The 22,745-nt window shown below is 58.5% G+C and carries 26 protein-coding genes and 1 pseudogene; 19 read left to right on the top strand and 8 right to left on the bottom strand.

Features of this window, described 5'->3' with window-relative positions; translation table 11 throughout:
- Positions 1 to 52: 52 nt before the first annotated feature.
- Complete coding sequence (locus tag AAFM92_10860) at positions 53 to 625, bottom strand: recombinase family protein (GenBank protein MEL7300873.1); 573 nt, start codon at positions 623 to 625, stop codon at positions 53 to 55.
- A 243-nt stretch (positions 626 to 868) separates the two neighbouring features.
- Here AAFM92_10860 and AAFM92_10855 point away from each other — a divergent pair, with 243 nt between their 5' ends.
- Positions 869 to 1,399 (top strand): HEPN domain-containing protein, encoded by a 531-nt coding sequence (locus AAFM92_10855; GenBank protein MEL7300872.1) that lies wholly within the window; start codon positions 869 to 871, stop codon positions 1,397 to 1,399.
- A 37-nt stretch (positions 1,400 to 1,436) separates the two neighbouring features.
- Here AAFM92_10855 and AAFM92_10850 read toward each other — a convergent pair whose 3' ends face one another.
- The 4 genes from AAFM92_10850 to AAFM92_10835 all read right to left on the bottom strand — a co-directional run bounded on the left by AAFM92_10850 (position 1,437) and on the right by AAFM92_10835 (position 4,366).
- Positions 1,437 to 2,153, bottom strand: coding sequence for a hypothetical protein (locus tag AAFM92_10850; protein MEL7300871.1), 717 nt, complete (start codon positions 2,151 to 2,153; stop codon positions 1,437 to 1,439).
- Positions 2,150 to 3,274, bottom strand: coding sequence for a nucleoside triphosphate pyrophosphohydrolase family protein (locus AAFM92_10845; protein MEL7300870.1), 1,125 nt, complete (start codon positions 3,272 to 3,274; stop codon positions 2,150 to 2,152). The genes AAFM92_10850 and AAFM92_10845 overlap by 4 nt, the downstream gene beginning before the upstream one ends.
- A complete protein-coding gene (locus AAFM92_10840) occupies positions 3,271 to 3,612 on the bottom strand; it encodes a hypothetical protein (GenBank protein ID MEL7300869.1) in 342 nt (113 codons plus the stop codon). Before AAFM92_10840 ends, AAFM92_10845 begins: the two co-directional genes overlap by 4 nt.
- Before the next feature lie 280 nt (positions 3,613 to 3,892).
- Entirely contained in the window at positions 3,893 to 4,366 is a 474-nt protein-coding gene (locus AAFM92_10835) for a TIR domain-containing protein (protein MEL7300868.1), read from the bottom strand.
- Positions 4,367 to 4,546: 180 nt separating this feature from the next.
- Between AAFM92_10835 and AAFM92_10830 the strand changes: the two genes are divergently transcribed.
- The 5 genes and pseudogenes from AAFM92_10830 to AAFM92_10810 all read left to right on the top strand — a co-directional run bounded on the left by AAFM92_10830 (position 4,547) and on the right by AAFM92_10810 (position 9,382).
- On the top strand, positions 4,547 to 4,861 hold the full coding sequence (locus tag AAFM92_10830) for a helix-turn-helix transcriptional regulator (protein MEL7300867.1): 315 nt from the start codon (positions 4,547 to 4,549) through the stop codon (positions 4,859 to 4,861).
- Positions 4,862 to 5,431, top strand: a complete 570-nt coding sequence (locus AAFM92_10825; GenBank protein MEL7300866.1) for an ImmA/IrrE family metallo-endopeptidase — start codon at positions 4,862 to 4,864, stop codon at positions 5,429 to 5,431.
- Positions 5,432 to 5,532: 101 nt separating this feature from the next.
- On the top strand, positions 5,533 to 6,609 hold the full coding sequence (locus AAFM92_10820) for a hypothetical protein (protein ID MEL7300865.1): 1,077 nt from the start codon (positions 5,533 to 5,535) through the stop codon (positions 6,607 to 6,609).
- A 762-nt stretch (positions 6,610 to 7,371) separates the two neighbouring features.
- Positions 7,372 to 8,607: a tyrosine-type recombinase/integrase gene (locus AAFM92_10815; GenBank protein ID MEL7300864.1), complete on the top strand. Its 1,236-nt coding sequence runs from the start codon at positions 7,372 to 7,374 to the stop codon at positions 8,605 to 8,607.
- A gap of 321 nt (positions 8,608 to 8,928) precedes the next feature.
- A pseudogene (locus AAFM92_10810) lies at positions 8,929 to 9,382 on the top strand (tyrosine-type recombinase/integrase).
- A 176-nt stretch (positions 9,383 to 9,558) separates the two neighbouring features.
- Here AAFM92_10810 and AAFM92_10805 read toward each other — a convergent pair.
- Together AAFM92_10805 and AAFM92_10800 are read right to left on the bottom strand one after the other, a co-directional pair.
- On the bottom strand, positions 9,559 to 9,771 hold the full coding sequence (locus tag AAFM92_10805) for a hypothetical protein (GenBank protein MEL7300863.1): 213 nt from the start codon (positions 9,769 to 9,771) through the stop codon (positions 9,559 to 9,561).
- A 258-nt stretch (positions 9,772 to 10,029) separates the two neighbouring features.
- Positions 10,030 to 10,224, bottom strand: a complete 195-nt coding sequence (locus AAFM92_10800; GenBank protein MEL7300862.1) for a hypothetical protein — start codon at positions 10,222 to 10,224, stop codon at positions 10,030 to 10,032.
- 308 nt (positions 10,225 to 10,532) lie between these two features.
- Here AAFM92_10800 and phnC point away from each other — a divergent pair, with 308 nt between their 5' ends.
- The 7 genes from phnC to AAFM92_10765 all read left to right on the top strand — a co-directional run bounded on the left by phnC (position 10,533) and on the right by AAFM92_10765 (position 17,485).
- Positions 10,533 to 11,342, top strand: coding sequence for a phosphonate ABC transporter ATP-binding protein (gene phnC / locus AAFM92_10795; protein MEL7300861.1), 810 nt, complete (start codon positions 10,533 to 10,535; stop codon positions 11,340 to 11,342).
- Positions 11,343 to 11,400: 58 nt separating this feature from the next.
- Entirely contained in the window at positions 11,401 to 12,318 is a 918-nt protein-coding gene (gene phnD, locus AAFM92_10790; protein MEL7300860.1) for a phosphonate ABC transporter substrate-binding protein, read from the top strand.
- Between the two features lie 63 nt (positions 12,319 to 12,381).
- Positions 12,382 to 13,257: a phosphonate ABC transporter, permease protein PhnE gene (gene phnE / locus AAFM92_10785; GenBank protein ID MEL7300859.1), complete on the top strand. Its 876-nt coding sequence runs from the start codon at positions 12,382 to 12,384 to the stop codon at positions 13,255 to 13,257.
- On the top strand, positions 13,254 to 14,573 hold the full coding sequence (phnE, locus tag AAFM92_10780) for a phosphonate ABC transporter, permease protein PhnE (GenBank protein ID MEL7300858.1): 1,320 nt from the start codon (positions 13,254 to 13,256) through the stop codon (positions 14,571 to 14,573). The genes phnE (AAFM92_10785) and phnE (AAFM92_10780) overlap by 4 nt, the downstream gene beginning before the upstream one ends.
- Before the next feature lies 1 nt (position 14,574).
- Positions 14,575 to 15,213, top strand: a complete 639-nt coding sequence (locus tag AAFM92_10775; GenBank protein MEL7300857.1) for an SDR family NAD(P)-dependent oxidoreductase — start codon at positions 14,575 to 14,577, stop codon at positions 15,211 to 15,213.
- Positions 15,214 to 15,215: 2 nt separating this feature from the next.
- Positions 15,216 to 15,833 carry a DapH/DapD/GlmU-related protein gene (locus AAFM92_10770; protein ID MEL7300856.1) on the top strand — a complete coding sequence of 206 codons (618 nt, stop codon included), beginning with the start codon at positions 15,216 to 15,218 and terminating at the stop codon, positions 15,831 to 15,833.
- A 437-nt stretch (positions 15,834 to 16,270) separates the two neighbouring features.
- Positions 16,271 to 17,485 (top strand): glycerophosphodiester phosphodiesterase family protein, encoded by a 1,215-nt coding sequence (locus tag AAFM92_10765; GenBank protein MEL7300855.1) that lies wholly within the window; start codon positions 16,271 to 16,273, stop codon positions 17,483 to 17,485.
- Between the two features lie 17 nt (positions 17,486 to 17,502).
- On the opposite strand, the gene phnF is transcribed toward AAFM92_10765, so the two are convergent.
- Positions 17,503 to 18,240, bottom strand: coding sequence for a phosphonate metabolism transcriptional regulator PhnF (gene phnF / locus AAFM92_10760; GenBank protein MEL7300854.1), 738 nt, complete (start codon positions 18,238 to 18,240; stop codon positions 17,503 to 17,505).
- Positions 18,241 to 18,321: 81 nt separating this feature from the next.
- Here phnF and phnG point away from each other — a divergent pair, with 81 nt between their 5' ends.
- From phnG to phnK, 6 genes are read left to right on the top strand one after another with little or no spacing between them, the layout of a single operon-like run.
- On the top strand, positions 18,322 to 18,777 hold the full coding sequence (phnG, locus tag AAFM92_10755; GenBank protein MEL7300853.1) for a phosphonate C-P lyase system protein PhnG: 456 nt from the start codon (positions 18,322 to 18,324) through the stop codon (positions 18,775 to 18,777).
- Complete coding sequence (phnH, locus tag AAFM92_10750; protein MEL7300852.1) at positions 18,777 to 19,355, top strand: phosphonate C-P lyase system protein PhnH; 579 nt, start codon at positions 18,777 to 18,779, stop codon at positions 19,353 to 19,355. Before phnG ends, phnH begins: the two co-directional genes overlap by 1 nt.
- The gene (locus AAFM92_10745) at positions 19,355 to 20,443 is read left to right on the top strand and encodes a carbon-phosphorus lyase complex subunit PhnI (protein MEL7300851.1); all 1,089 of its coding nucleotides are present in this window, start codon (positions 19,355 to 19,357) and stop codon (positions 20,441 to 20,443) included. The genes phnH and AAFM92_10745 overlap by 1 nt, the downstream gene beginning before the upstream one ends.
- Positions 20,440 to 21,036: an HAD family phosphatase gene (locus AAFM92_10740; protein MEL7300850.1), complete on the top strand. Its 597-nt coding sequence runs from the start codon at positions 20,440 to 20,442 to the stop codon at positions 21,034 to 21,036. Before AAFM92_10745 ends, AAFM92_10740 begins: the two co-directional genes overlap by 4 nt.
- Positions 21,033 to 21,977 carry an alpha-D-ribose 1-methylphosphonate 5-phosphate C-P-lyase PhnJ gene (locus AAFM92_10735; GenBank protein MEL7300849.1) on the top strand — a complete coding sequence of 315 codons (945 nt, stop codon included), beginning with the start codon at positions 21,033 to 21,035 and terminating at the stop codon, positions 21,975 to 21,977. The genes AAFM92_10740 and AAFM92_10735 overlap by 4 nt, the downstream gene beginning before the upstream one ends.
- The gene (phnK, locus tag AAFM92_10730; protein MEL7300848.1) at positions 21,974 to 22,744 is read left to right on the top strand and encodes a phosphonate C-P lyase system protein PhnK; all 771 of its coding nucleotides are present in this window, start codon (positions 21,974 to 21,976) and stop codon (positions 22,742 to 22,744) included. The genes AAFM92_10735 and phnK overlap by 4 nt, the downstream gene beginning before the upstream one ends.
- Position 22,745: the final 1 nt, after the last annotated feature.

The following is a 22,745-nucleotide window of genomic DNA, read 5'->3' as shown; positions in this document are numbered from 1 at the left end:
ACCGGATGACACGGCCTATGCGGCACACCCGTCAAATCACGTGGACCAGATATCAAGGCGCACGAGTTCGAGAAGCACCAGGTAGCCACCGATAAAGGGTTGGGACCGAAACACCCACGGCAGCGGCGGCATCCTTGACGGGTGTCCCGTTGGCCAGCAATTCACGGACTGCGTTCACTTTGTCTTCCGTCATCTTCTTAGGGCGCCCACCAACACGGCCCTTCTCTTTGGCAGCCCTTAAGCCTGCCTGAGTCCGTTCGATGATTAGGTCACGCTCAAAGGCGGATATGGCACCCATGACATGGAACAGCAGCCTGCCCCCTGGGGTCTTCGTATCGATGGCCTCAGAGAGGCTCTGGAACTCGATGCCATGCTTGTTCAAGTGATCCATAATTTCGATGAGATGTGGAAGACTGCGGGCCACACGATCCAGCTTGTATACCACGAGTGTGTCATCAGCATGTGGACGAAGATAACCCAGCACCTCGGCCAAAACGGGCCGGTCCTTTTTTGCGCCGGATGCGACCTCCGTGAATATCTTATCGCACCCTGCTGACTTCAGCACCGCGATCTGGGCGTCCATCACTTGGGTGTCGGTGCTGATCCGTGCGTAACCTATATTCATTCATCCTCCTTCTCAAAACTCATCCGCACCATAGCAGAGTTGACGATATGTTTCGATAGGGGTTTTTGAGAGGTTCATGAAGTGTGTTCTGTGGGTATGAACCAGTCTACATTCCGCATGTATCGAGAACCTCGATAACGACCGTTTGTGAGAACTCTGCTAGTCGGCTCCTACGATTGTTGGATTTTGCAGGGCCACCGTGCAAAGCTTGGTGAAGATAAATGTAAAAGGTAAATACCCAAATTGGCCGCACTAGACGACGTTGATGAATTATTTCGTGCACACAAACTTGTCACTGGAGGGCAGGTTGGTGCACCTCCAATCTCGAACGGCGCACGTGTTGGTTCCTCATTACTTCGAGCTTCTACGACTCTGATCTCAGCGGCCCTACAAACTGCCGTTGAAGACACGTTCCAAGCGGCAATACGTGAAGAGTTTGATCACTTTTCGGACGACGAGTATGGCAAGTATTGGGAGGCGTCCGAAAAATCTTGGGGCAATCCGAATCCTCACAACATACGAAATTTGTTCTTCCGTATTGGTTATTCAGACGTATTGGATGGCTTGAGTTGGCAGAAGTGCAATAACGCTTCAGTGGTAGCAACGCTGGACGCGATAAACCAAATTCGGAACCGTGTGGCCCACGGTCAACCGCTGACAGTTAATGGTCAACCATTTCGGCTAACTCGGCCAACCGTCAACAGGTGGAGGAATTTCGCTGGCTTGTTCATTAATAAGTTCCAGCCGTTTGTTCTTTCGAATTACGATGACTGAGGCCGTGTTCGATCGGGCAAAAATAACTCGCGCACATCTAACCTCGCCCTTGTGAATCGTCCTCCGATTCTGAGCTTCCCTCGCTTGAGATAATGCTTTCGGGGTCACCTGTCGCGAGTTCATACATAGCTTTTCGATACTGGATCAGCTTCGCGTTGATACTCAATAGGTCGTCCACTAGTGCGTCATACTTAGGAAATTCTTGTTGAACAGATTGCGGGTCTCTAATGTCGTCATCCGTCAATTTGGCTTCATACCATCGTCTATATCGGGCTTGCCACTGGGTCAGATGGGGCCGTAGCCCTTCATTCAACACCTGCACGGACGCCCATACTATAGCCCTGGTGCCTTTGCTCTTGAGCTTGTGTGCTGGAACTTCCTTGATGAGTTCGCGGGTCACACCGAAAAACTCATACCAGGAATTGTAGACCTCTGAGATCACATCATGTTCGGGATCGATAGGAAGTCCGACCTTCCTGGTGTTCAATTCAACCCAGATAGCATACGCAATCTGACGGTCCGTTCGGTTCGGCCTAAAGCTGACTGTTGTGTCGCCAATCCCGATACCTGCGCTATCCAGTTCAAAGCTACCAAGTCCGATGCGACCACGGAACCAGAGCCAGATGAGCAGCACCGCCCCGATTGCCAGAAGCGCAGGGGCAACCCACGCACCGACTTCGACAGCGATGCTGAAGTCTTCGCCGACAACGAACGAAAACAATGGCTCACCGTCCTGTTCGGTTGGGTCTGTCATGTGTCGAGCTTCTGGAAGTGAAGGGTGCGTTTGTCACGGTCCCCGATAATCATGCCCCCCTTGTTCTCACGCACCTGGCGGAAGACCCCATACCCGTCAAGAATACACTTTTCCCATAGATTCATGGGGCACTCCTCAACCTCATAACCGCGCACAAAGTCCTGGATGTGCTTCAGGATGTCCAGTGACACGCTGCTGTGACCTTCGAAGTAGTCCAGTTCTTTGGCCTTGGAGAACAACCAGGCTGCCAGCCCTTCCTCGACCACGACACCGCGTCCACCATCTTGGCTTTCATCCGTGGGTTGATCACTCTTACGTTTGCGCTTTAGCAGCGCCCGCATTGTCGGCGACCAGTGCAGGATCGCAGCATGGGCGAAATGGATAACATCGTGATAGCGGAACCCATCTTCTTCGCCGATGTTGTCAGTCAGTGGATCACCAATGAACACATCGTTGCAGCGAAGGTATACCTTGCCGTTGTCACGCTCACGCATCTCGACGGTAAACTGCCGAGGTAACTGTTCGTATTCTGGGAAGCTGAAGTCGAAGTCTGGTTGTGTGTCCAGGATCAGCTTGCCGAACCGCGATCTTGTTTTGTCGGCATTGACGGACAGGACCTCCGCAAAACTGACTTCACACTCGCCCAACACATCAAGATAAACTCGTGCAAACATCCTCATGACATCGAGACGTTCGTCCTGGTCCATACCCTGTATCCGCATCATGTCGGCACTGACACGCCCCAGCTTCAGCAATGCTTTGTCGCATATCCCCTTCTTTGGACCGATCTTGTTGGAGATCGCGACTGGGCTCAGCGGGTCGTCTGAGGCCAGAACGGACTGTGAATCATCGGTTGTGTTCAAATCAGACAAGAGTTGGGCCACCGAAACATTGAACCTGCGGGCCAACGCGGTGAAATACCAGAACGCATCACCCATCTCATCGATGACGTTTGCTCTGAAGCCAATGTATGCCTTGTCTTCCCGTTGCAACTTCTTCACCGCCGACATCACGCCGCCAACTTCGCCGAACAGACCCAACAGTATTGGTTGGATTTCATCGTCATTGAAGCGGTCTGTTGCCTGGGCCTCATTGCAGTATGCCTGGATATCATAGGTCATTTGCGCTGACCCTCGATGGCGTTATCCCATGCTTCGGGCAATCCGTGCAGACCCCATTCAAATGAGCCCGACAACCAGTCCTTAATGGCTTGCTGCATCGCAGGTGAGTAGCTCTTATAAGTGCGAACATCACGAGGAAATGGTTCTTGAAGGTGGCCAAAGGCTTCCTTAGGCGGTGCGACCGCGTTGGCACCAAAGTAGATAAATTCCCGTGCCAACAGAACGCGATCATGCTGGGTGTCCTGGCGCAGGTTGTCGATGTTGACATGACCGTTGCGTAGACTGTGGTGCGAGTCTGCTTGCCGAAAACCGTCTGCACCACCGTCGCGTTGATAGATGTTGTCGCCGAAAAACCCTTATGGGTTCCGCCTATCACGGGCTTCTTCACTTGGAACCTGTGGTCATTCCAATACTGGTCGAAGGTCAGCGTTTCATCGACAATCATCGCATAGACGATCTTGCCCCAAAGCCCGTTTGCCTTGGACCCCGCCCCGATTACCCAGTCACCAATATCAGCATGGCCTCGGATCAATGGCTTGCAGCAGGCCAAAGTGCAGACACCATGAAATGGGTTGGGTGCGAAGCCATAGTCACGGGCTACCTTGTATGACCACACCGTCATTGGCACACCACCCGCTTGAACGGGATCGGCTGACAGACCTCTCCGTTTTTTGTTTCTCGACCGTTGAAATCGCCAGTCAATGCATCAACTACGCGACCACCATGCCACCCCACCATCGCATCGGCCAATTTCTCGAGGTTAGACGGTGGTTCACATCCAGCATGACCATGTGCCCAAACCCCGACGATGCGTTTGCCTAAGCTGGCGGCCCGCAAGATCTCCTTGTCCACCCATTCGCTGTTTTTGGTCCCTGGCGTAATGTAGACCACCATCACGCTGCACCATTTGATGCGCGGTCCAATGATTTTATTCAGGATGTAGTCAGCGTTCTTTGCGCGGTTTGGTTTGGCCTTATTGATCGACCCATCACGCACCGTCAGCCCGTTGTTGCGGGTCAAAGTCTTCAGCTTGGCCAGTCCAGCATCATCTTCATGGATGTGGCTGATAAAAATGTTCTTACTACCCTTCATCGCATCCTCTTTCGCTTCTGCGCAGATCGATGCCGAGCACCCATCCAGTATTCTACCAAAGTTGACTCACTCAAGAGGAAGTGCTTGAAGTGTTTCATAGGTTGGACACTAGCAAACGGCCCCACGCCTGTCCAGTGTGTGAAACACTAATACCAACCTGAGAGACACTTGGGAGACTGCATGGATATCGGGGAACTTGGCGGGATACTCGCTAAACATAGAGGAAACATGGGGGTTCGTGCCGCTGCAAAAGAAATTGGCATTAGTCCCTCAACACTATCAAGAATTGAAAATGGTCATGTCCCAGACGTGGGAACACTTGAAAAAATCTGTCAGTGGATCGGTGAAGACACCGCAAAATTCACTGGTGTTGCGAATCTCCAGATCGCATTCAAAAACAAGAAGGCGGTGCCGCCGCAGACTGCCAGATCACTAGCTAATCTCATCGAGAAGGCATCGGAGCAGTTCATCAAAGTCGATGCCAGAGGCCACTAGTTGGCATTCCGTCGTGGCTTCAAATCACAGTGTGAACGACGAGCGGTAGAATACCGCAAACAGCTTGGGCTGAACAATATCGCTCCGTTGTCAGCCGAGATGTTGGCAGAGCATCTTGGTGTGACCGTATGGTCCACGGATGACATCACACAGCTAAGTGCCAACGATGTTGAAGTGCTTAACGATGAACAGGACGACTCATGGTCTGCACTTACGATGAGGGTTGGAACGTCCAACCTGGTGCTGTTCAAACCCGTGTCGTCTTCGGGTCGTCGGAACAGTGTCATCATGCATGAACTCTCGCACATAATCCTGGGTCACGAGCTTGCTGAGGCTTGTATCCTTGAGGACGGTTCGCTGGTTCCTGGTAACTTCAACCAAGACCAAGAAGACGAAGCAGACTGGTTGGCTGGCACTCTCTTGCTGCCACGTCCTGCATTGATGGCAATACAAAGTCGGCGAACACCACAGCAAGTTGCTTGCGAACAGTATCAGGTCAGCGCCGAGATGCTGACCTGGCGAACTCGAATGACTGGCGTTGCCTACCAAATGAAGCGTCGTCGAGGCTAAACTTGACCAATGACGAAGCTGGGAAGATGACCCCCGTGCGAAGACATAGAATGACGAGAACTGAGCTACATCGTCAGGTTTGGGAAAAACCACTCACGGAGTTGTCCAAAGACTACGGGGTAACAGCCACTGGCCTGGCCAAGATATGCGACCGTCACAATATTCCTCGGCCTCCCCAGGGCCACTGGACGAAGCTGGAAGCTGGAAAGCAAGTTGAGGTCACCAAACTACCAAAACTCGGCGAAGGCCAGCGCGAAGAATTTGACATCACGCCACCTGAATCCAAGCGAAAGCACTCACCAATAGTTGAAAAAGCGGAAACTGATGCTGCGAACGCAGTCGTTGGTCTGGAAGTTTTGGACGAGTTCAACAAGCTGCACCCGCTTGTAAAAGGTTGGGTGAAACAACACCGTGAAGATCAAACCAAGCGGAGGCAAGAACGGCGGGAACGCAGGCGTGAGGTCTGGGGTTCTTTTTGGGACCCAATCTCGGACCTGACAGAACGAGACCGATACAGGTTCCAAGCAACCAGCACGGTCTTCCGAGCCTTGGAGAAGGCAGGCGCAAAAGTCGTTGATGCCAAAATCACTGGCAAGTTCGATGTCAAGATTGGAAGCCATGTCCTCGACTGCGCTATCAAGGAGAAGATGAGGCAGGGTCTGTCCGATGTTGATAAGTCTTGGTCATCATATCCTGATCATCACCAACACGGGTTGCATTCGTCTGGCTTCTTAAGGATCGCGGTCAACACCTATGCCGGAGGTAGTAGGCTGGAGTGGATTGAAAAGCAGCACAAAAAGGTGATCGATCTTCTGCCAAAAATCACAGCCTCTATCATGGCGTGTGGTCCAAGGCTTGACGAACTACAGGCTGAACGGGAAGCGCAGCATCTTCGGTATGAAGAGGAACGGCGTAAGCAATATGAAGAACAGCAGCGGCGTGAGTTGGAAGCACGTCGGTGGAAACACTTCCGCGAACAAGCCGTCTCATGGCAGGAATGTGAGCGGCTTCGCGTATTTGTTGATGCTATCGAACACCGAATGCTAACCGAGCAGGTTGATGATATCGATGGTATGACAGCCGCCGAATGGGTCGCTTGGACCAGGGAGAAGATCGAAGAATTGGACCCTATGCGGCGTGACTTGCACGGCCTATGGACGCCGCCATCAAGGTGGTAGCAAATGTTGGAAATGGTATTGTCCAGCCTGCTTCATATCAGAGTATTTGCTACAATATAGTGCTACACCAAACGATATGCATCGATCATATATAACTGTTTTTAAATGCATAAATTGAACTTGGGTTCTAATCCCTTCGTCTCCGCCACTTGCCCTTGTTGTTCAGTATCGCGGAACCGCACTGGATGCCGGTTTTTCCTAGAATTTTTGCTTTCTTGGGCGTTCCGGCGTTGTGCTCGCTTTCGACCGGTGATGCTCAATTTTCTGCGTTGGGTGGAATGAAAAGCGGTATGGAATGGCGCTGGGCGGAAAGCTCACCAAGCGGTTAGTGGAGAGTCTCGGGCCCGGTCGCCACGGCGATGGGAACGGTCTTTACCTCGTAGTGGACCGTTCGGGCGCACGACGGTGGATCGTGCGCATCACAGTGAAGGTGCAGAAGAAAGCTTAAGGGGCTCCGCTCCGCACGGACTTCGGGCTCAGCAACGCGCAGCTCGTGACGCTCAACCAGGCGCGAGACAGAGCGCTGCAGTACCGCCGTATGGCGTGCCAAGGGCTAAATCCGCGCTTCAATGCGCAGCGTGAGATCCCGACCTTCGAACAAGTCGCCCGGCAGGTCCACATCGACCGCAGGCCGACATGGAAGAACCAGAAGCATGTTAAGCAATGGATCAACACGCTTCGAGATTACGCGTTCCCAAGGATTGGGCGGATGCCGGTCGACAGCATCGGCCAACCGGAGGTGCTAATGTGCTTGTCTCCGATTTGGACCCAGAAGCACGAGACGAAACTCTCGGTGAGACTGGGAAATCAGCCCCGACTTCTTCCGGTCGAAACGACCGGACAATATACGCTTGGCAAAACTACGCGGGGAAGTTTTCCTCGAAGACATCCGACAGGCATCTTGCAGCCATTCGGCTCTTCGAAACGACCCTCAAGGAGAAGCGTTTTGCCTCTCTGACCAGAGCAGATGTTGGAGCCGTTCGAGACAAGCTTCTTACGAAGCTTGACGGTGAGGGCGAAGCGCAGTGGTCACGCTCCATAGTGGCGCATATGGCATCTCATATTCGCGACTTCCTTTCCTGGCTGCTGAAGCAGGATGGCTTTCAGGGCCTGCCGCAAGATTTCGTCGACTACATGGATCTTCCGCGTCCAGCACTACAAAAGGGGATCGGGCGGCAACAGCGCCCGTATCCTGACCTCGAGGAAGCAGAGGTGCTCCTGAAAGGGATGCCAAAGCACACGGTGTTGGATCTCCGGGCGAGGGCAATGTTCGCACTCTCATTTCTGGCAGCTTTGAGAGCGGATACGTTGACGTCGCTTAGGATTAAGCATGTTGATGTGAACGCGCGGACTGTGCTCCAGGATGCCTCAGTCTCGCGCACGAAGAATGGCAAGAGCCTCGTTATCAAGTGGTTCCCTATCCCGCCTAGGTTCGCCGACGAGGTTGTAGCCTGGCTTGCGTGGCTCAGCGACAAGGGGTTCTGCGGTGAAGACGCTCTGTTTCCGGAGGCAAGCATGCTCTCCGCGAATGGGCCAGCAGTCTTGAATCCGGGGGTAGAGCAGCTGTTAAAGCGAGGCCTCGCTGAACCTATGAGCTCAAAGCATGCAGTGGAAGCGGCCTTTCGGATCGCATGCGCTGGCCATGACCAAACCTTCTCACCTCATGCCGCACGCCACACGATAAAGCCTGAAATGGATAGGCGAGCTCTCACGACGGAAGAACGGAAAGCTTGGTCGCAGAACATGGGCCATGAGAGTCTTCAAACTACGGAAACCCACTATGGTCATCTGAGCGATAAACGCAGGTTTGAAGTCTTGGAGCGGCCAGGGGACCGCGATGGGATGGCCTTTAGTAGTTTGGCCGAAATGGAGACCCTTCGAGATGAAACCCTCAAGCTATTTGAGCGCTTTGACCGTTTTGTTCGGCAGACTGCACAATCTGGGAAGCCTCAGGTCATTGGGCAGGCGAGCCTCGTTTCATTGCTTTCGCGTCGCTAGCCCTGACCTGGATCAAGGAGCATGGAAGAAAGTGACCTGTGAAAAACATGCCCGGACTTCGGCTTTACGTTCGAAGCTGACCTAAGCTCAATCGCAGCATTCTGTGAGATGCTGGCAAGGTCAATGTCGGGTGGTCGTTTCGGGAGCGCATGGCAGATTGAATGATCGGTCATGCAAACACCAAACTTACCCGCCATCCGCGCACTTCAACCCGCGTCGAATAAGGGCCGGGTTGTTGGTCAGAAATGGCCACTCAAGCCCAAACACGTCTGGGCGATTAGGGTTCGGCTTGAACTCGCGTAGAACCAACGCGACCTCGCTCTGTAAAACATAGCGATCGAAAGTAAGCTTCGCGGCTGTGACTTGGTGAAGATGAAAGTCGTCGATGTCATGGCCTCTGGCCAGATCAAGGAAAGAGCTTCTGCTCTGCAAAGCAAAGCTTAGAAACCGGTGCGCTTCGAAATTTCGGACGGCACCTGAGCCTGGGGCGCGAAATGGGTGGAAGACAAACGTTGGTGGGATCCGAGTATATTTGGCCTGGACGGTTCCACGAACGTCTCCAAATCTTGACACGTCAATATGCAAGAATTGTCCGAGATTGGGTCACATCGATAGCGTAGAGACGAGCGCATACGGAAAGCACCCCTTGCGACGAACTAAGGTGACCCAGATCTAAAAGAAGACGGGCACCTTACGCGCGGTCCAGCTTCTGCTTGGACACTCCAAGATGGACAGCACAGTCCGTTACCTTGGCGTCGAACTTGAGGACGCTTAAGCAATTGCCGAGGTCCGTGAAATCTAGCGTAGATGGGTCGCCTTCACTGGTGCCCCTAGCGGACCTTGAACGACAAAGACTGGTACAGCGTTTGCCGAAGGCATTGCAGTCTTTCGCTGCCAACGCAAAAACTGCGATCTTTAGAATTGATTGACTGAACCGGCTGCAGCCAATCACTACTCGGTCATGAGCAGCAGCGAAGTAGCGCTATCTATGAATTGCCCTGACTGACCTCTCTGCGCGCTTTTCGCATAGCCAAGTATGACGCCGAGTTGCGGCGACAGACGACGCACCTGCAGAGATTCTCGCACTGCGAGCGCACGCAGCAAAGCATTAAGACTTCCGCAGCGGGCCCTTGAAGTCATCAGGATCGTGGCGGCGCTGGCCATGGTATCAGTAGCCCAAGGCGTTCAGGAACGCGCAAAAGCGCCGTTGGACCGACATCGTTTTGCTGCGGCGCAGCCCGTCGAAGCGGACATGGTAACGGACTTTAGTGCAGGGCGAATGAAAGCCTCAAGTCTGAGAAACCACTACGACATGCGCATTCCCCAGTAGCCCTGAACACCTGAGTAAAATGTGGCTGCCAAGTCTTCCGGCCTTACAGTGTCATTCGAATGCCCCTGAAAAGCAGTGCCCGCGATTGCTGCTTAGGCCGGATTTGGCACGCGTGCCTCCCAATACTCTCCGAGGGCCACGATGCAGGATGTTCCCGTTGCGTAGTGCTGAACGATGATCCAGTCGCCGTTTGTTGGCGACACCCAGACCTCCACCGTCGTGTCCGGATCGCGGACCCCGGTGCCATATCGCTCCGCCTGGAGGGTCCGCGTCAAGATGTCGGTCATGCGGGACCGGTCATCACAACTTACGTCGCTAGTGGCCGCATAGCTGGCCGTGGCGAAAAAAGCTGCACAGAGCATCAGAACGGCAAATAGGTGACGCATGACGCGACGCTAACCGAGTCGCGCGGTCTTTGTAACGGAAATATGACAATTCTAGAGAAAGTTGCCTTCCGCACTCACCGATTAGGCTAACTGACCTTCAAAGATGCGTTGTCACAATTCTCTTACGCTAACATCAAGAAACCGATTCAAAAACATCATCATTCCTTCGCATAACGACCCTACGCCTCCCGCCAGCACGTGGGGGCGATATGCTGAACATCGAGAACCTGACCAAGAGATTTGGGCCGAATACGGCCGTGGATGCGGCCAACATTGGCGTGGACGCGCCCGCCATGATCGGGATTATCGGGCGGTCTGGCGCGGGAAAAAGCACGCTTCTGAGGATGCTAAACCGGCTGACGGATGCATCAGACGGCACCGTCACCTTCGAAGGTGAAGAGATCACAGGCCTCACGGGGGCCGCGCGGCGAAACTGGCAGTCGCGCTGTGCAATGATCTTTCAGCAGTTCAATCTCGTTCCGCGTATGGACGTGGTGTCGAACGTGCTCCATGGCACACTGAACCGCCGTTCCACGCTGGCGACGATGTTTAACCTCTACCCCCAGGCGGACATCCATAAGGCCATCGAGATCCTTGATCGCCTGGGCATCGCGGAGCAGGCACCAAAACGTGCCGAGGCTCTGTCGGGTGGCCAGCAGCAGCGCGTGGCGATTGCGCGTGCTCTGATGCAGGATCCCAAGATCATTTTAGCGGACGAACCCATCGCATCCCTCGATCCGATGAACGCGCAGGTGGTGATGCAGTCTTTGCGGGACATTCACGAAGAAGACGGCCGCACGGTCATTGCGAACTTGCACACGCTCGACACCGCGCGCCGCTACTGCGACCGCGTGATCGGGATGCGCGACGGGCGCATCGTCTTCGACGGCACGCCGGCGCAGCTCACCACTGGGGCTGCCCGCGACATCTACGGGGCAGGGGCGGACTTTTCGGAAGCCGCCACTTCCACCGAGATCGAAACGCTGGACAGGTCCGAGGCCCAAAAAGCCATCGCTTGAGCCAGTTTCTAGCCCCTTTCGAAAAGACGGGGCAATTTTCATCCCAATGGAGAGAAAGATGAAAAAGACGTTTGCAGCGGCCCTTCTGGCCACGACGGCCCTCACGGGCGCAGCGCAGGCCGACGGCCACGCGATCACCGAGTTCCGTATCGGCCTTCTGGGCGGCGAGAACGCCCAGGACCGCCTGAACAACAACGAGTGCCTGCGCGCCTACACCGAGGAAGCGCTCGGCGTCGAGACCAAGCTCTTCGCCCCGGCTGACTATGCTGGCGTGATCCAGGGCCTGCTCGGTGGCACGCTCGACATGGCATGGCTCGGTGCCTCGTCCTACGCGGCCATCTACCTGCAGGATCCCGAGGCCGTCGAGCCCGTGCTCATCAAGCAGAACATGGACGGCTCCGTGGGCTACCACTCCATCGGCTTCGCCCGCGTCGACAGCGGCATCACCTCACTCGAGGACATGGAAGGCCGCGTCTTCGGCTTCGGTGACCCGAACTCCACCTCCGGCTACCTGATCCCGTCCATCGAGATCCCGCAGGCCGGTGACGAGATCACCATGGAGCCCGGCGACTACTTCGGCGACGTGCGCTTCACCGGCGGTCACGAGCAGACCATCGTTGCCGTGAACGCAGGCGACATCGACGCCGGCGTGACCTGGGCCGACGCCCAGGGCAACTGGGAAGACGGCTACAACTCCGGCGCCCTGCGCCGCGCGGTGGATGCCGGCCTCGTCGACATGAACGACCTGCAGCAGATCTGGATCTCCAACGTGATCCCGGAAGGCCCGGTTGTGCTGCGCAAGGCGCTCCCCGAGGAGGTGAAGGCCACGATGACGCAGCTCGTCAACGACCTGCACGACCGTGACCAGGATTGTGCCTACGGCGTGGCTGCCGGCGAGACCCTCGGCTTTGTTCCGGTGACCCACGAGACCTATGAGTCGATCGTGGCCGCTCGCCAGTCCGTGATTGGCAACTAAAGCCTTTTCATGACGAAGCCGGCAGCCCCTCGGGGCTGCCGGTCATTTTTTGGGGGAATGAGCATGGCGGATGCAACCGCGGGTGCCGCGCCACAGAGCGTGGGAACGATCCAGTCCGACTACATGGCGCAGGTGCAGCGGCGCAGGCTCTATAGCGGGCTGACGCTGCTGATCTTCGTGCTCCTGATGGTGTCGGGCTTCAACATCGTCGACGAACGTAGCGCCGGCGGTTTCTGGGACGGTTTGAGCCAGATCGGCGACTACCCCGCAGGTGTCTTGTCAGAAGCCTGGGCCAAACGGGCCGAGCTGCCTGGCTACATCGTGGAGTTCTTCCCGGCATTGGTTGAGACGATCAACATCGCCGCGGTGTCCACCCTCATCGGCGCATTCCTAGGGCTCGCGCTGTCGCTCGCCAGTACGCGCGGGCTAGCCAAACGCCCAGCGCTCATCCCGCTTTTCCGACGCATCTCCGATATCATGCGCGCCGTGCCCGAGATCGTGATCGCGCTCGTGCTGATCTTCGTCCTCGGGGGCGGACCCGTGCCCGCGATGATCGCCATCGCCATCCACACGGCCGGCGCCCTGGGCAAGCTATTTTCGGAAGTGGCCGAAAACGCGGATCTCAAGCCCGTCGAGGGCCTTGCCTCCACGGGTGCCTCGTGGCTGCAACGGATGCTTCTCGGGGTCATCCCGCAGGTGGCGCCGAATTACGTGAGCTACACGCTGCTCAGGTTCGAGATCAATATCCGCGCCTCCGCCATCCTCGGCTTCGTCGGGGCTGGCGGTCTCGGCTACGAGCTCAGAAATGCGATGGCATGGGGGCCGGGCCGCTTCGATCAGGCGGCGGCAATCTTCATCCTGCTCTTCTTCACGATTGTTTTCTTCGACCAGATCTCCAGCCGCTTCCGCAACCGCCTCACGGAGGGGCAGGCCCAATGACAACCGTCGACACCAATCTCTCGGATGCCAAAAGCGCGGCGGACAGCCTCTTTCAGCGCAAGCGGCTCTTTGCCTTCTCCGTTCCGGCGATCCTGCTGGTGTATTTCACGTACGTCTTCTTCGCCTTCGACATCCCCGGCCTCAGTCAGCGCGCCAACTGGGACAACGCCGTCACGGTTGCCTCCGACAGCTGGTCGCACAAGGTACACGTGACGCGCGACAACCGCTCGGGTGAGATCGAGTATGCCATCGAGGGCGAGCGCAAGGGCCGCTATCCCGACGGTGAACGCCCCGATTGGGTCAGCGGGACGGACATCGTCACCGTCGATCTCGGTGCAGGCCATGTCATTCGCTATTTGCCCGACAATCGCACTGAGGTGGAAATTCCCGGCTTCCCGCTCATCGAGGCGCAGGCCGAGGGCCGCACGGTGACCACCAACCTGCCCGAGGATGTGCCGGATTGGATCTCCGCCTCGTCGCGGCGCGTGGCCATCGACACGCCTGAGGGCCGCATCACGCTCACCGGCGCGCGGACCGAGGTCTTCAACTACTTCCCGGGGTGGGAGCTTTTCTGGTTCACGCTCGACAGCCCCTACCACGACGTGGGCGTGGGCCGCCTTCTCTTCGGTGAGCAACTTGATCCTGAGCAGTCCAACCTCTCGGGCGCGGTCTACGACTGGTGGAACAACGACATGTGGCGGCACAAGGATGTCGTCTGGGCCATCGGGGAGACGCTGCTCATGGCGTTTCTCGGCACGATGGGTGCGGCCATCCTAGCGCTGCCACTGGCGTTCCTCGCGGCCAAACGCTTCTCTCCCCTCATGATGATCCGGGCGGGCACGCGGCGCGTGTTCGACTTCGTGCGTGGGGTTGACGCGTTGATCTGGACGGTCGTCTTGGCGCGGGCCTTCGGGCCAGGGCCACTGACTGGCACGCTCGCGATCCTCATCACCGATACAGGCACCTTCGGCAAAATCTTCTCCGAGGCGCTGGAAAACGTGGACGGCAAGCAGATCGAGGGCGTGGAGAGCACGGGCGCCAAGCCGCTCCAGCGGTATCGCTTTGGCGTCATCCCGCAAGTCGTTCCGGTGCTTCTGGCGCAGATCCTCTATTTCCTCGAATCCAACACCCGTTCGGCCACCATTATCGGCGCGATCACGGGCGGCGGTATTGGACTAATGCTCACTCAGGCTATTCAGACCCAGAAGGACTGGGAAGAAGTGGCCTACTACATTGTGCTCATCGTCGTGATGGTGATGTTCATGGACTGGTTCTCCGGCTGGCTGCGCGGGAAGCTGATAGGGCGCAAAGACTAGCATGCACGTTCTGATTACGGGGGCGAACCGAGGCATCGGCGCGGCGCTCATGGCGGCTGCGCGGGAGGCAGGGATGACGCCCATCGGTACGACCCGGTCGGGAGGGGACGGTACGGTCGTCCTGGAGCTATCATCGCCCAAAGGCATTGCGGCGCAGCTAGCAGACATCGGACCCGTCGATATCCTGATCAACAATGCGGGTGTCATCGGGCCCGCGCAGCAATCTCCCCTCGACATGGACTTCGCGGGCTTCGCCGAGGTGCTGGCCGTCAACACCCTGGCACCCTTGGCCGTGGCGCAGGCGCTTCTCCCCCGCCTGCGGGAGAGCGCGAGCCCACGCATCCTGACCGTCTCCTCCCAGATGGCCTGGATGGGCTACCGGAAAGCCGACCGCATCGCCTACCGCGCCTCCAAAGCAGCGGTTAACAAAGTGATGCAAGGGCTTGCGACCGAGCTCGAGCCCGAGGGCATCCCAGTGGCCCTCGTTGATCCAGGCTGGGTGCGGACGGATATGGGCGGCGGGGACGCAGACGAGGACCCGAGCGATGTCGCGCGCGGAATCTTATCCATAGCCCGGCGCCTGACATTGAAAGACACCGGCAAGTTCTTTCGCTTCTCCGGCGAAGAGCGGGCGTTCTGATAATGGCCCGCCTCAAGCCCGACACCCCCTTCATCCACCCCGATTGCGAGATCAGTGACGTGACTTTCGGCGCTTATGTCGAGATCGGCCGCGGTAGCCGCGTAGCCCATGCCACCATCGGCGACTACTCCTATTGCGACCGCTACGCTGACATCGCGAATGCTGAGGTCGGCAGGTTCTCCAACATCGCTGCCTTTGCGCGCATCGGCGCGACGGACCACCCGCTGGAAACAGCCTCCTTGCATCACTTCCTCTATCGCTCCGCGGATTACTGGGATGACGCGGAGCCTGACGCAGACTGGTTCGACAAACGTCGGGCTCGCGTCGCTCACATCGGCCATGACACCTGGATTGGCGCGGGCGCGATGGTGAAACCTGAGGTGACCTTGGGCCACGGCGCTGTGGTCGCCGCGGGGGCGGTCGTCACGAAGGATGTGGACCCCTACACGATCGTCGCAGGCACCCCGGCCACATTCCTGCGATGGCGGCAACCACCCCACATCGCCGAGCGCCTCATCGACCTCGCCTGGTGGGACTGGCCACACAAGAATCTACGCTCGGCGCTCTTGGATTTCCGCGCCATGACAGCCGTAGCCTTCCTAGACAAGTACACCAAATAGCAGCTAGCTCCGGCGTGCGCGTTGCCCCAAATAGGGTGTAGTCAGAGGCCTGTGCATCCCATATTTTGTGGTTTTGCCACATTTCTGTCATTTGGCTGTGACCCTCTCAAAGTAGCCAGTCCCCGATAGGGTGGATGAGGCAAACCATGCATTTGGTCACTCCAATATATCACTTGGCATTCCAACACTTGACCGGGTCCCCAGAAGCTCTGTGCTCCCGCGCATGGCGAACAAGGCAGCGTCTGTCTTCGCGGTTCCTGATTTCTGTTCTTGGGGAAAGGCATTGCCAAAACAGTCACAGATTTTGGCAAGAACGCATCTAAGCATTCGCCACAAAACTGTCGTGCGGCTGTTACGCATCCTTCGCAGAGACTTCACGCAGCAGTCACACCGGGCCGAGACACTATGGGCACACGCCACCTGAAAAGGGACTTCCCATGTTTCGCCCCACCTTATTGGCGACGGTCGCACTCGTCGCATCGCCGTTGGTTGCTCAGTCTGTCGACCGCGTCGATTACGGCCCCCGCCCGCTCTACCTGATCGACCGCATGACCGACGGCCCGTTGAAAGAGCAGCTGATGTCTTGCTCTGCCCAGCAGGCGATGACCTCTGAGTTTTCGATCGGCCACCGCGGCGCGCCGATGCAGTTCGCCGAACACACGGTGGAATCGAACGTCGCCGCTGCACGGATGGGGGCGGGCATCCTGGAATGCGATGTGACATTCACGAAGGATCTGGAGCTGGTCTGCCGCCACGCGCAGAACGACCTGCACACGACGACGAACATCCTGGCCACGCCGCTGGCCTCGACCTGCGTGACACCGTTTGCACCCGCGGATGGCGATACATCGGCCACCGCTGAATGCCGCACCTCGGAGATTACGCTGGCCGAGTATCGCACGCTCACGCCCAAAATGGACGCCTCTGATCGCAGCGCGACGACCGTGGAGGCCTATCTGGATGGCACGGCGGGTTGGCGCACAGATCTTTATTCTGTCGAACCCGCCACCATCATGACCCACGCGGAGTCGATCGAGCTTTTCCGCTCCCTCGGTGCGAAGTTCACGCCGGAGCTCAAGACGCCCTCAGTTGAGATGCCCTTTAACGGCTTCAGCCAGGAAGACTATGCGCAAAAGCTCGTCGATGAATACAAGGCCGCGGGTATCCCGCCCGAGGATGTCTGGCTGCAGAGCTTCAACCTGGAAGACGTGCTCTACTGGATCGAAGCGGAGCCGGAGTTCGGCGCGCAGGCCGTCTACCTGATGGATGAATACAATATCGACGGGTACTCCCCCATGGACCCGGCCACGTGGCCCAACACGATGGAAGAACTGAAGGGCATGGGTGTGAACATCATCGCGCCGCCGACCTGGATGCTGGTGACCGTCGAAGGTAATGAAATCGTGCCGTCCGAGCTGGCGGTACAGGCCAAGGCGGCGGGGCTCGACATCATTACCTGGACGGTCGAACGCTCTGGCCCGCTCGTGACGGGCGGCGGCTGGTACTACCAGTCCATCTCGGAAGTCACTGACAGCGACGGTGTGATGTACGAACTCATCGACGCTCTGGCGCAGGATGTCGGCGTACTAGGCATCTTCTCCGACTGGCCGGCGACAGTGACCTACTACGCGAATTGCATGGGGCTGGAGTAAGCCTTGTTGCCCTCGGCTCACTCAGCCGGGGGCACCTCGTCCTCCAGTGTCAGGGTTACACGGTCGCCCGCAAACCACGTCCGCCCGAATTCCACGGGGACGCCCTCAAGGTCAACATTGAGAAAGCTCGTGCGGATCAGCGGCGCGCCTTCTACGATCTCGAGCACCGACGCTTGCACCGCATCTGCCGTCACCGCCGTGATGCGTGTCGATGCGCGAGTGTAATCGGTGACGCCAACTCGGCGCAGCGCATGGGTGACACCCCTTTGCTCTTCCAGCGAAGCTGCCAGCCCAGGCAGGCGATCATGAGGGTAGATCGATTCCGACATGCTGAGCGGCTGACCGTCGGCCAGGCTGCGCCCATGAGTGGCGAGGACCGGCGCGCCGGGAGCGATGGCTAAGAGAGCCGCCTCTGATTCAGTCGCCGCGCGCACGCCGAGGGAACGCGTTTCCCGCGATGGCTCCCGCCCCGCTCGGCGTAGGTTCTCCGTGAATCGCGTGCGTTTACCGATGGGGTAGTCGGTGGGTTTCGCGGCGACGAAGGCGCCCGCCCCTCGCCGCGTCCGGATCAATCCTTCTTCGACAAGGGCCGAAATTCCGTGACGTACCGTGTGGCGATTCACCCCAAAGCGTTCGGCCAGCGTGGCCTCGGTGGGGAGCTTGTCGCCAGGGGCATAGCGCCCTTCCGACAGGTCGCCGCGCAGGGCGTTGGCGATGGCTTTCCAGACAGGCGTTTTGGCAGGTGTGTCACTCAATCTTCACAAATCTCATCTGTCGCCGCAGGGCTGGTGTGATATGATGTGTCTAGTTGTATAGCAATTCGAGTAGTTGTCGAGATGAAAGACTTTCCCAACGAAACCGAAGCACGCAAGGCTTGGATGGGCCTACTGGCAAAAGCTCCGGCAGACCGCGTTGCGGCGCTTTTGGACGGGATTGGCGCGCGGCCGGAGGCCACCTGGCTGCGCAAGCCCGAGATTGGCAGCGCCATGGTGCGCGGGCGCGCCGGAGGCACCGGCGCGCCGTTCAACTTGGGTGAAATAACGGTCACGCGCTGCGCATTGAAGCTTTCGGACGGCACGGTGGGCCACGCCTACATCCAGGGCCGCCGCAAGGAGGATGCAGAGGCCGCGGCCCTCGTTGACGCGCTGATGCAAACCTCGCGGGCAAAGGATGTTGAGCGGGCCGTGCTGACCCCCTTGCGCCGCGAGCTGGCCGAGGCAAAAGCCACCCGCGCCGCCAAGGCCGCCGCGACCAAGGTCGATTTCTTCACCATGGTCCGGGGAGAAGACTGATGGATACACAAGCGCTCACCGGCGGTTTCGACGACCCTGCGCGCCATGCTGCCCACGCCTTTCGCAGCGTGATGGAGGCGATGGCGCGCCCGGGCTCTGTAAATGACATCACAGGCGCCACGCCACCGGCGCCATTGTCGCCCGCGGCTGGCGCAGTGATACTGACGCTTTGCGATACAGACACGCCCGTCTACTTGGCTGGAGACGTCGACTGCGCGGATGTGCGCGACTGGATCGCTTTTCACACCGGTGCACCGCTTGCTAGCGCTACGGATTGCGTGTTCGCCGTGGGCGCCTGGGCTGCGCTGACACCGCTCGAACCTTACCCGCTGGGGACGTCGCAGTACCCGGATCGCTCTGCCACCTTGATCGTGGAATTGCCGGAGCTGCTGGCCAAAGGTGCCGCGCTTTCTGGCCCCGGGATCAAGACGACGGCTGAACTGTCGCTGCCGGAGACAGATGCCTTCAGGACCAATCGGCGACATTTTCCGCGAGGCCTCGACTTCATTTTTACCAGCGGCAGCCAGCTTGCCGCCCTTCCGCGCACAACCCGCGTGGCGACCGTGGAGGCGCTCTGATGTATGTCGCAGTCAAAGGGGGTGAGCGCGCCATCGAAAACGCTCATGCCTGGCTCGCCGAAGAGCGGCGGGGCAATTGCTTTATTGCCGAGCTCAGCATCGCGCAAATCCAAGAGCAGCTCAGCTTTGCCGTTAATCGCGTCATGGCGGAAGGTTCTCTCTACGATCCAAACCTCGCGGCGCTCGCGATCAAGCAGTCTGGCGGAGACCTGATTGAGGCGATCTTCCTGATCCGGGCCTACCGTACGACGCTGCCGCGCTTTGGCGCGTCCAAGCCCATCGACACGGGCAAGATGGCCTGCGACCGCCGGATCTCGGCAACGTTCAAGGACCTCCCTGGCGGGCAGGTGTTGGGGCCGACATTCGACTACACGCACCGCCTGCTGGATTTCAAACTCGCCGCTGACGGGGAGGTGCCAGAGGCGGTCATGCGGAAGGCAGAGGCCGGCGACGTGCCCCATGTCACAGAGTTCCTAAACCAAGAGGGGCTAATCGAAGAGGCGCCGCGCGATGACAGCGAACCGCCGGACCTGACGCGCGAGCCGCTGGAGATGCCAGCTGATCGGGCGCTCCGCCTGCAGGCACTGGCGCGCAGCGACGAGGGCTTCACGCTGGGTCTCGCCTACTCAACCCAGCGCGGTTACGGGCGCACCCATGCTTTCGTGGGCGAGCTGCGCATCGGCGCGGTGGCGGTGGAGATGGACATCCCGGAGTTGGGCTTTGCCATAGAGATCGGAGAGATCACGCTCACGGAATGCGAGACGGTGAACCAGTTCAAGGGCTCCAAGACCGAGCCGCCGCAGTTCACCCGAGGCTACGGGTTGGTTTTTGGCCACTCTGAACGCAAGGCCATTTCCATGTCCCTTGTGGACCGCGCGTTGCGCTGGGAGGAGCTGGGCGAAGACAATGTCGGCGCGCCCGCACAGGACGCGGAATTCGTCCTGTATCACGCCGACAACATTCAGGGGACGGGCTTCCTCGAACATATCAAGCTGCCCCACTACGTCGACTTCCAGGCGGAGCTTGAGCTGGTACGAAAGCTGAGGGCCGAAGCCAGCGCAGGGCAGATGCAAGAGGCCGCAGAATGAACTATGTCGTCTTCGACATCGGCGCGGTCCTAATCACTTGGGACGCGGCACTGGCCTTCGAGGATAGCTTCGATACCCGCGCAGAATGCGACGCGTTTCTCGCCCGCATCATGTTCGACAAACTGAACCTCGCTGGGGATGCCGGTGTGTCCTTCGACCTCCTGGCCGAGACGCTGACGGACCCGCGCGACGCCGCCTTGCTGTCTGAATATGTGGCGCGCTATGCCAAGTCGGTGCCCTCCAAGATCGAGGGGACGTGGGACATCCTGCGCACTCTCAAGGCCAAGGGCACGCCGGTCCATGCGATCACCAACTGGTCGGCGGAAACGTGGCCCGAGGGCGTGAAGGCCCATCCCGAACTCGCCGAGGTGTTCGAGACGCTGATCGTGTCCGGCCAGGAAGGGCTGATCAAACCCTCCGTCGCCATCTTTCATCTATTTTGCGAGCGGGCCCAGGTCGCGGCGCAGGACTGCATCTTCATCGACGATGGTCTCCACAACGTCGCCGGTGCGCGCGCGGCGGGCATGGACGGTATCCATTTCATTGGGGCGGACGCTTTACGCGCCGACCTAACCGACCGAGGGCTGCTATGACCGATCAGGCTTACAATTTCGCCTATCTAGACGAACAGACGAAGCGAATGATCCGCCGCGCGATCCTGAAGGGGCTCGCCATCCCGGGCTATCAGGTGCCCTTTGCTTCCCGAGAGATGCCTATGCCCTACGGATGGGGCACAGGCGGGGTGCAGGTGTCGGCAGCTGTGCTCACGCCGGAGGACCGCTTCAAGGTGATCGACCAGGGCGCTGACGACACGACGAACGCGGTGTCCATCCGCAGCTTTTTTGAGCGCACGGCAGGGGTGCAGACGACAACCGCCACCCCGGAGGCCACCGTGATCCAGACCCGCCACCGCATCCCCGAGGAAAAACTGACCGAGGGCCAGATCCTGGTCTACCAGGTGCCCATCCCGGAACCTCTACGCTTCCTAGAGCCGCGCGAGAGCGAGACACGCAAGATGCACGAGTTGGAAGAATACGGGCTCATGCACGTCAAGCTTTACGAAGATATCAGCCGCCACGGCCATATCGCGACCTCCTACGCCTACCCAGTAAAGGTAGAAGATCGCTACGTCATGGACCCCTCTCCGATCCCCAAATTCGACAACCCGAAGCTTGGGGACAGCGACGCGATCCAGCTTTTCGGTGCAGGGCGAGAGCAGCGCATTTATGCCCTGCCGCCGCACACGCGCGTGGTGAGCCTCGACTTCGACGACCACCCGTTTGAGGCGTCCAAAGCCGATCATACATGCGCGCTGTGCGGGGCGCAGAACACCTATCTTGACGAGGTCATCACTGACGACGCGGGCGGGAGGATGTTTGTGTGCTCTGACACCGATTACTGCGAAGGGCGGCGGGCGGCGGGGTACACCGGCACGATGACGCAGCAGCGGTCGTTTTCGCCGGCTCCTGCTCCTAACGACGCATGGGATGCCTCCGGCGAAAGTGCGCCAGCACAAAGAAGGGGGGCGTCATGACCCCCTTGCTTTCCGTTTCCGGTGTCACGAAGCGCTACGGAGCGCATATCGGGTGCGCCGACGTCTCCTTCGATCTCTATCCCGGTGAGGTTCTCGGGATCGTAGGCGAGAGCGGCTCGGGAAAGTCGACGCTTTTGAACTGTTTGGCGGGGCATCTCGCTCCCGATGGCGGGGAGGTGGTGTTCGATACGCGCGCGGACGGCCCGCGGGATACTCTGCTGATGTCGGAACCCGAGCGCCGGATGCTGGGGCGGACAGACTGGGCGTTTGTCCACCAGCACGCCCGTGACGGTCTGCGGATGGGTGTCAGTGCCGGCGGTAACGTGGGCGAGCGGTTGATGGCTGTGGGCGCGCGACACTATGGCGACATCCGCGGCAAGGCCACTGACTGGCTCGAGCGGGTGGAGATCGATGCGGCCCGGGTGGATGACCGGCCCACGACCTTCTCTGGCGGGATGCAGCAGCGATTGCAGATCGCTCGGAACCTCGTGACGGGTCCGCGCTTGGTGTTCATGGATGAGCCGACCGGGGGTCTCGATGTCTCTGTTCAGGCGCGGCTTCTGGATTTGCTGCGCGGGCTCGTACGCGACATGGGTCTTTCGGCGATCATCGTCACGCATGACCTCGCCGTCGTGCGCCTCCTGGCGGACCGCTTGATGGTCATGAAAAACGGGCACGTGGTCGAGACCGGGCTCACCGATCAGGTCCTCGATGATCCACAGCATGCGTATAGCCAGCTTCTCGTCAGTTCCGTTCTGCAGGTGTAAC

The organism is Pseudomonadota bacterium (genome assembly GCA_038533575.1).
Lineage (GTDB): Bacteria > Pseudomonadota > Alphaproteobacteria > Rhodobacterales > Rhodobacteraceae > Shimia_B.
The sequence above is the reverse complement of the archived record's forward strand: the minus strand, read 5'-3'. Positions and strand labels throughout refer to the sequence as shown.

Bases quoted from the DNA above. Each gene is read 5' to 3' on its own strand.
- AAFM92_10860 (MEL7300873.1), bottom strand. From the start codon at position 625: ATGAATATAGGTTACGCACGGATCAGCACCGACACCCAAGTGATGGAC.
- AAFM92_10850 (MEL7300871.1), bottom strand. From the start codon at position 2,153: ATGACAGACCCAACCGAACAGGACGGTGAGCCATTGTTTTCGTTCGTT.
- AAFM92_10845 (MEL7300870.1), bottom strand. From the start codon at position 3,274: ATGACCTATGATATCCAGGCATACTGCAATGAGGCCCAGGCAACAGAC.
- AAFM92_10835 (MEL7300868.1), bottom strand. From the start codon at position 4,366: ATGAAGGGTAGTAAGAACATTTTTATCAGCCACATCCATGAAGATGAT.
- AAFM92_10830 (MEL7300867.1), top strand. From the start codon at position 4,547: ATGGATATCGGGGAACTTGGCGGGATACTCGCTAAACATAGAGGAAAC.
- AAFM92_10805 (MEL7300863.1), bottom strand. From the start codon at position 9,771: ATGGCCAGCGCCGCCACGATCCTGATGACTTCAAGGGCCCGCTGCGGA.
- AAFM92_10800 (MEL7300862.1), bottom strand. From the start codon at position 10,224: ATGACCGACATCTTGACGCGGACCCTCCAGGCGGAGCGATATGGCACC.
- phnC (MEL7300861.1), top strand. From the start codon at position 10,533: ATGCTGAACATCGAGAACCTGACCAAGAGATTTGGGCCGAATACGGCC.
- phnD (MEL7300860.1), top strand. From the start codon at position 11,401: ATGAAAAAGACGTTTGCAGCGGCCCTTCTGGCCACGACGGCCCTCACG.
- phnE (MEL7300859.1), top strand. From the start codon at position 12,382: ATGGCGGATGCAACCGCGGGTGCCGCGCCACAGAGCGTGGGAACGATC.
- phnE (MEL7300858.1), top strand. From the start codon at position 13,254: ATGACAACCGTCGACACCAATCTCTCGGATGCCAAAAGCGCGGCGGAC.
- AAFM92_10775 (MEL7300857.1), top strand. From the start codon at position 14,575: ATGCACGTTCTGATTACGGGGGCGAACCGAGGCATCGGCGCGGCGCTC.
- AAFM92_10770 (MEL7300856.1), top strand. From the start codon at position 15,216: ATGGCCCGCCTCAAGCCCGACACCCCCTTCATCCACCCCGATTGCGAG.
- AAFM92_10765 (MEL7300855.1), top strand. From the start codon at position 16,271: ATGTTTCGCCCCACCTTATTGGCGACGGTCGCACTCGTCGCATCGCCG.
- phnG (MEL7300853.1), top strand. From the start codon at position 18,322: ATGAAAGACTTTCCCAACGAAACCGAAGCACGCAAGGCTTGGATGGGC.
- phnH (MEL7300852.1), top strand. From the start codon at position 18,777: ATGGATACACAAGCGCTCACCGGCGGTTTCGACGACCCTGCGCGCCAT.
- AAFM92_10745 (MEL7300851.1), top strand. From the start codon at position 19,355: ATGTATGTCGCAGTCAAAGGGGGTGAGCGCGCCATCGAAAACGCTCAT.
- AAFM92_10740 (MEL7300850.1), top strand. From the start codon at position 20,440: ATGAACTATGTCGTCTTCGACATCGGCGCGGTCCTAATCACTTGGGAC.
- AAFM92_10735 (MEL7300849.1), top strand. From the start codon at position 21,033: ATGACCGATCAGGCTTACAATTTCGCCTATCTAGACGAACAGACGAAG.
- phnK (MEL7300848.1), top strand. From the start codon at position 21,974: ATGACCCCCTTGCTTTCCGTTTCCGGTGTCACGAAGCGCTACGGAGCG.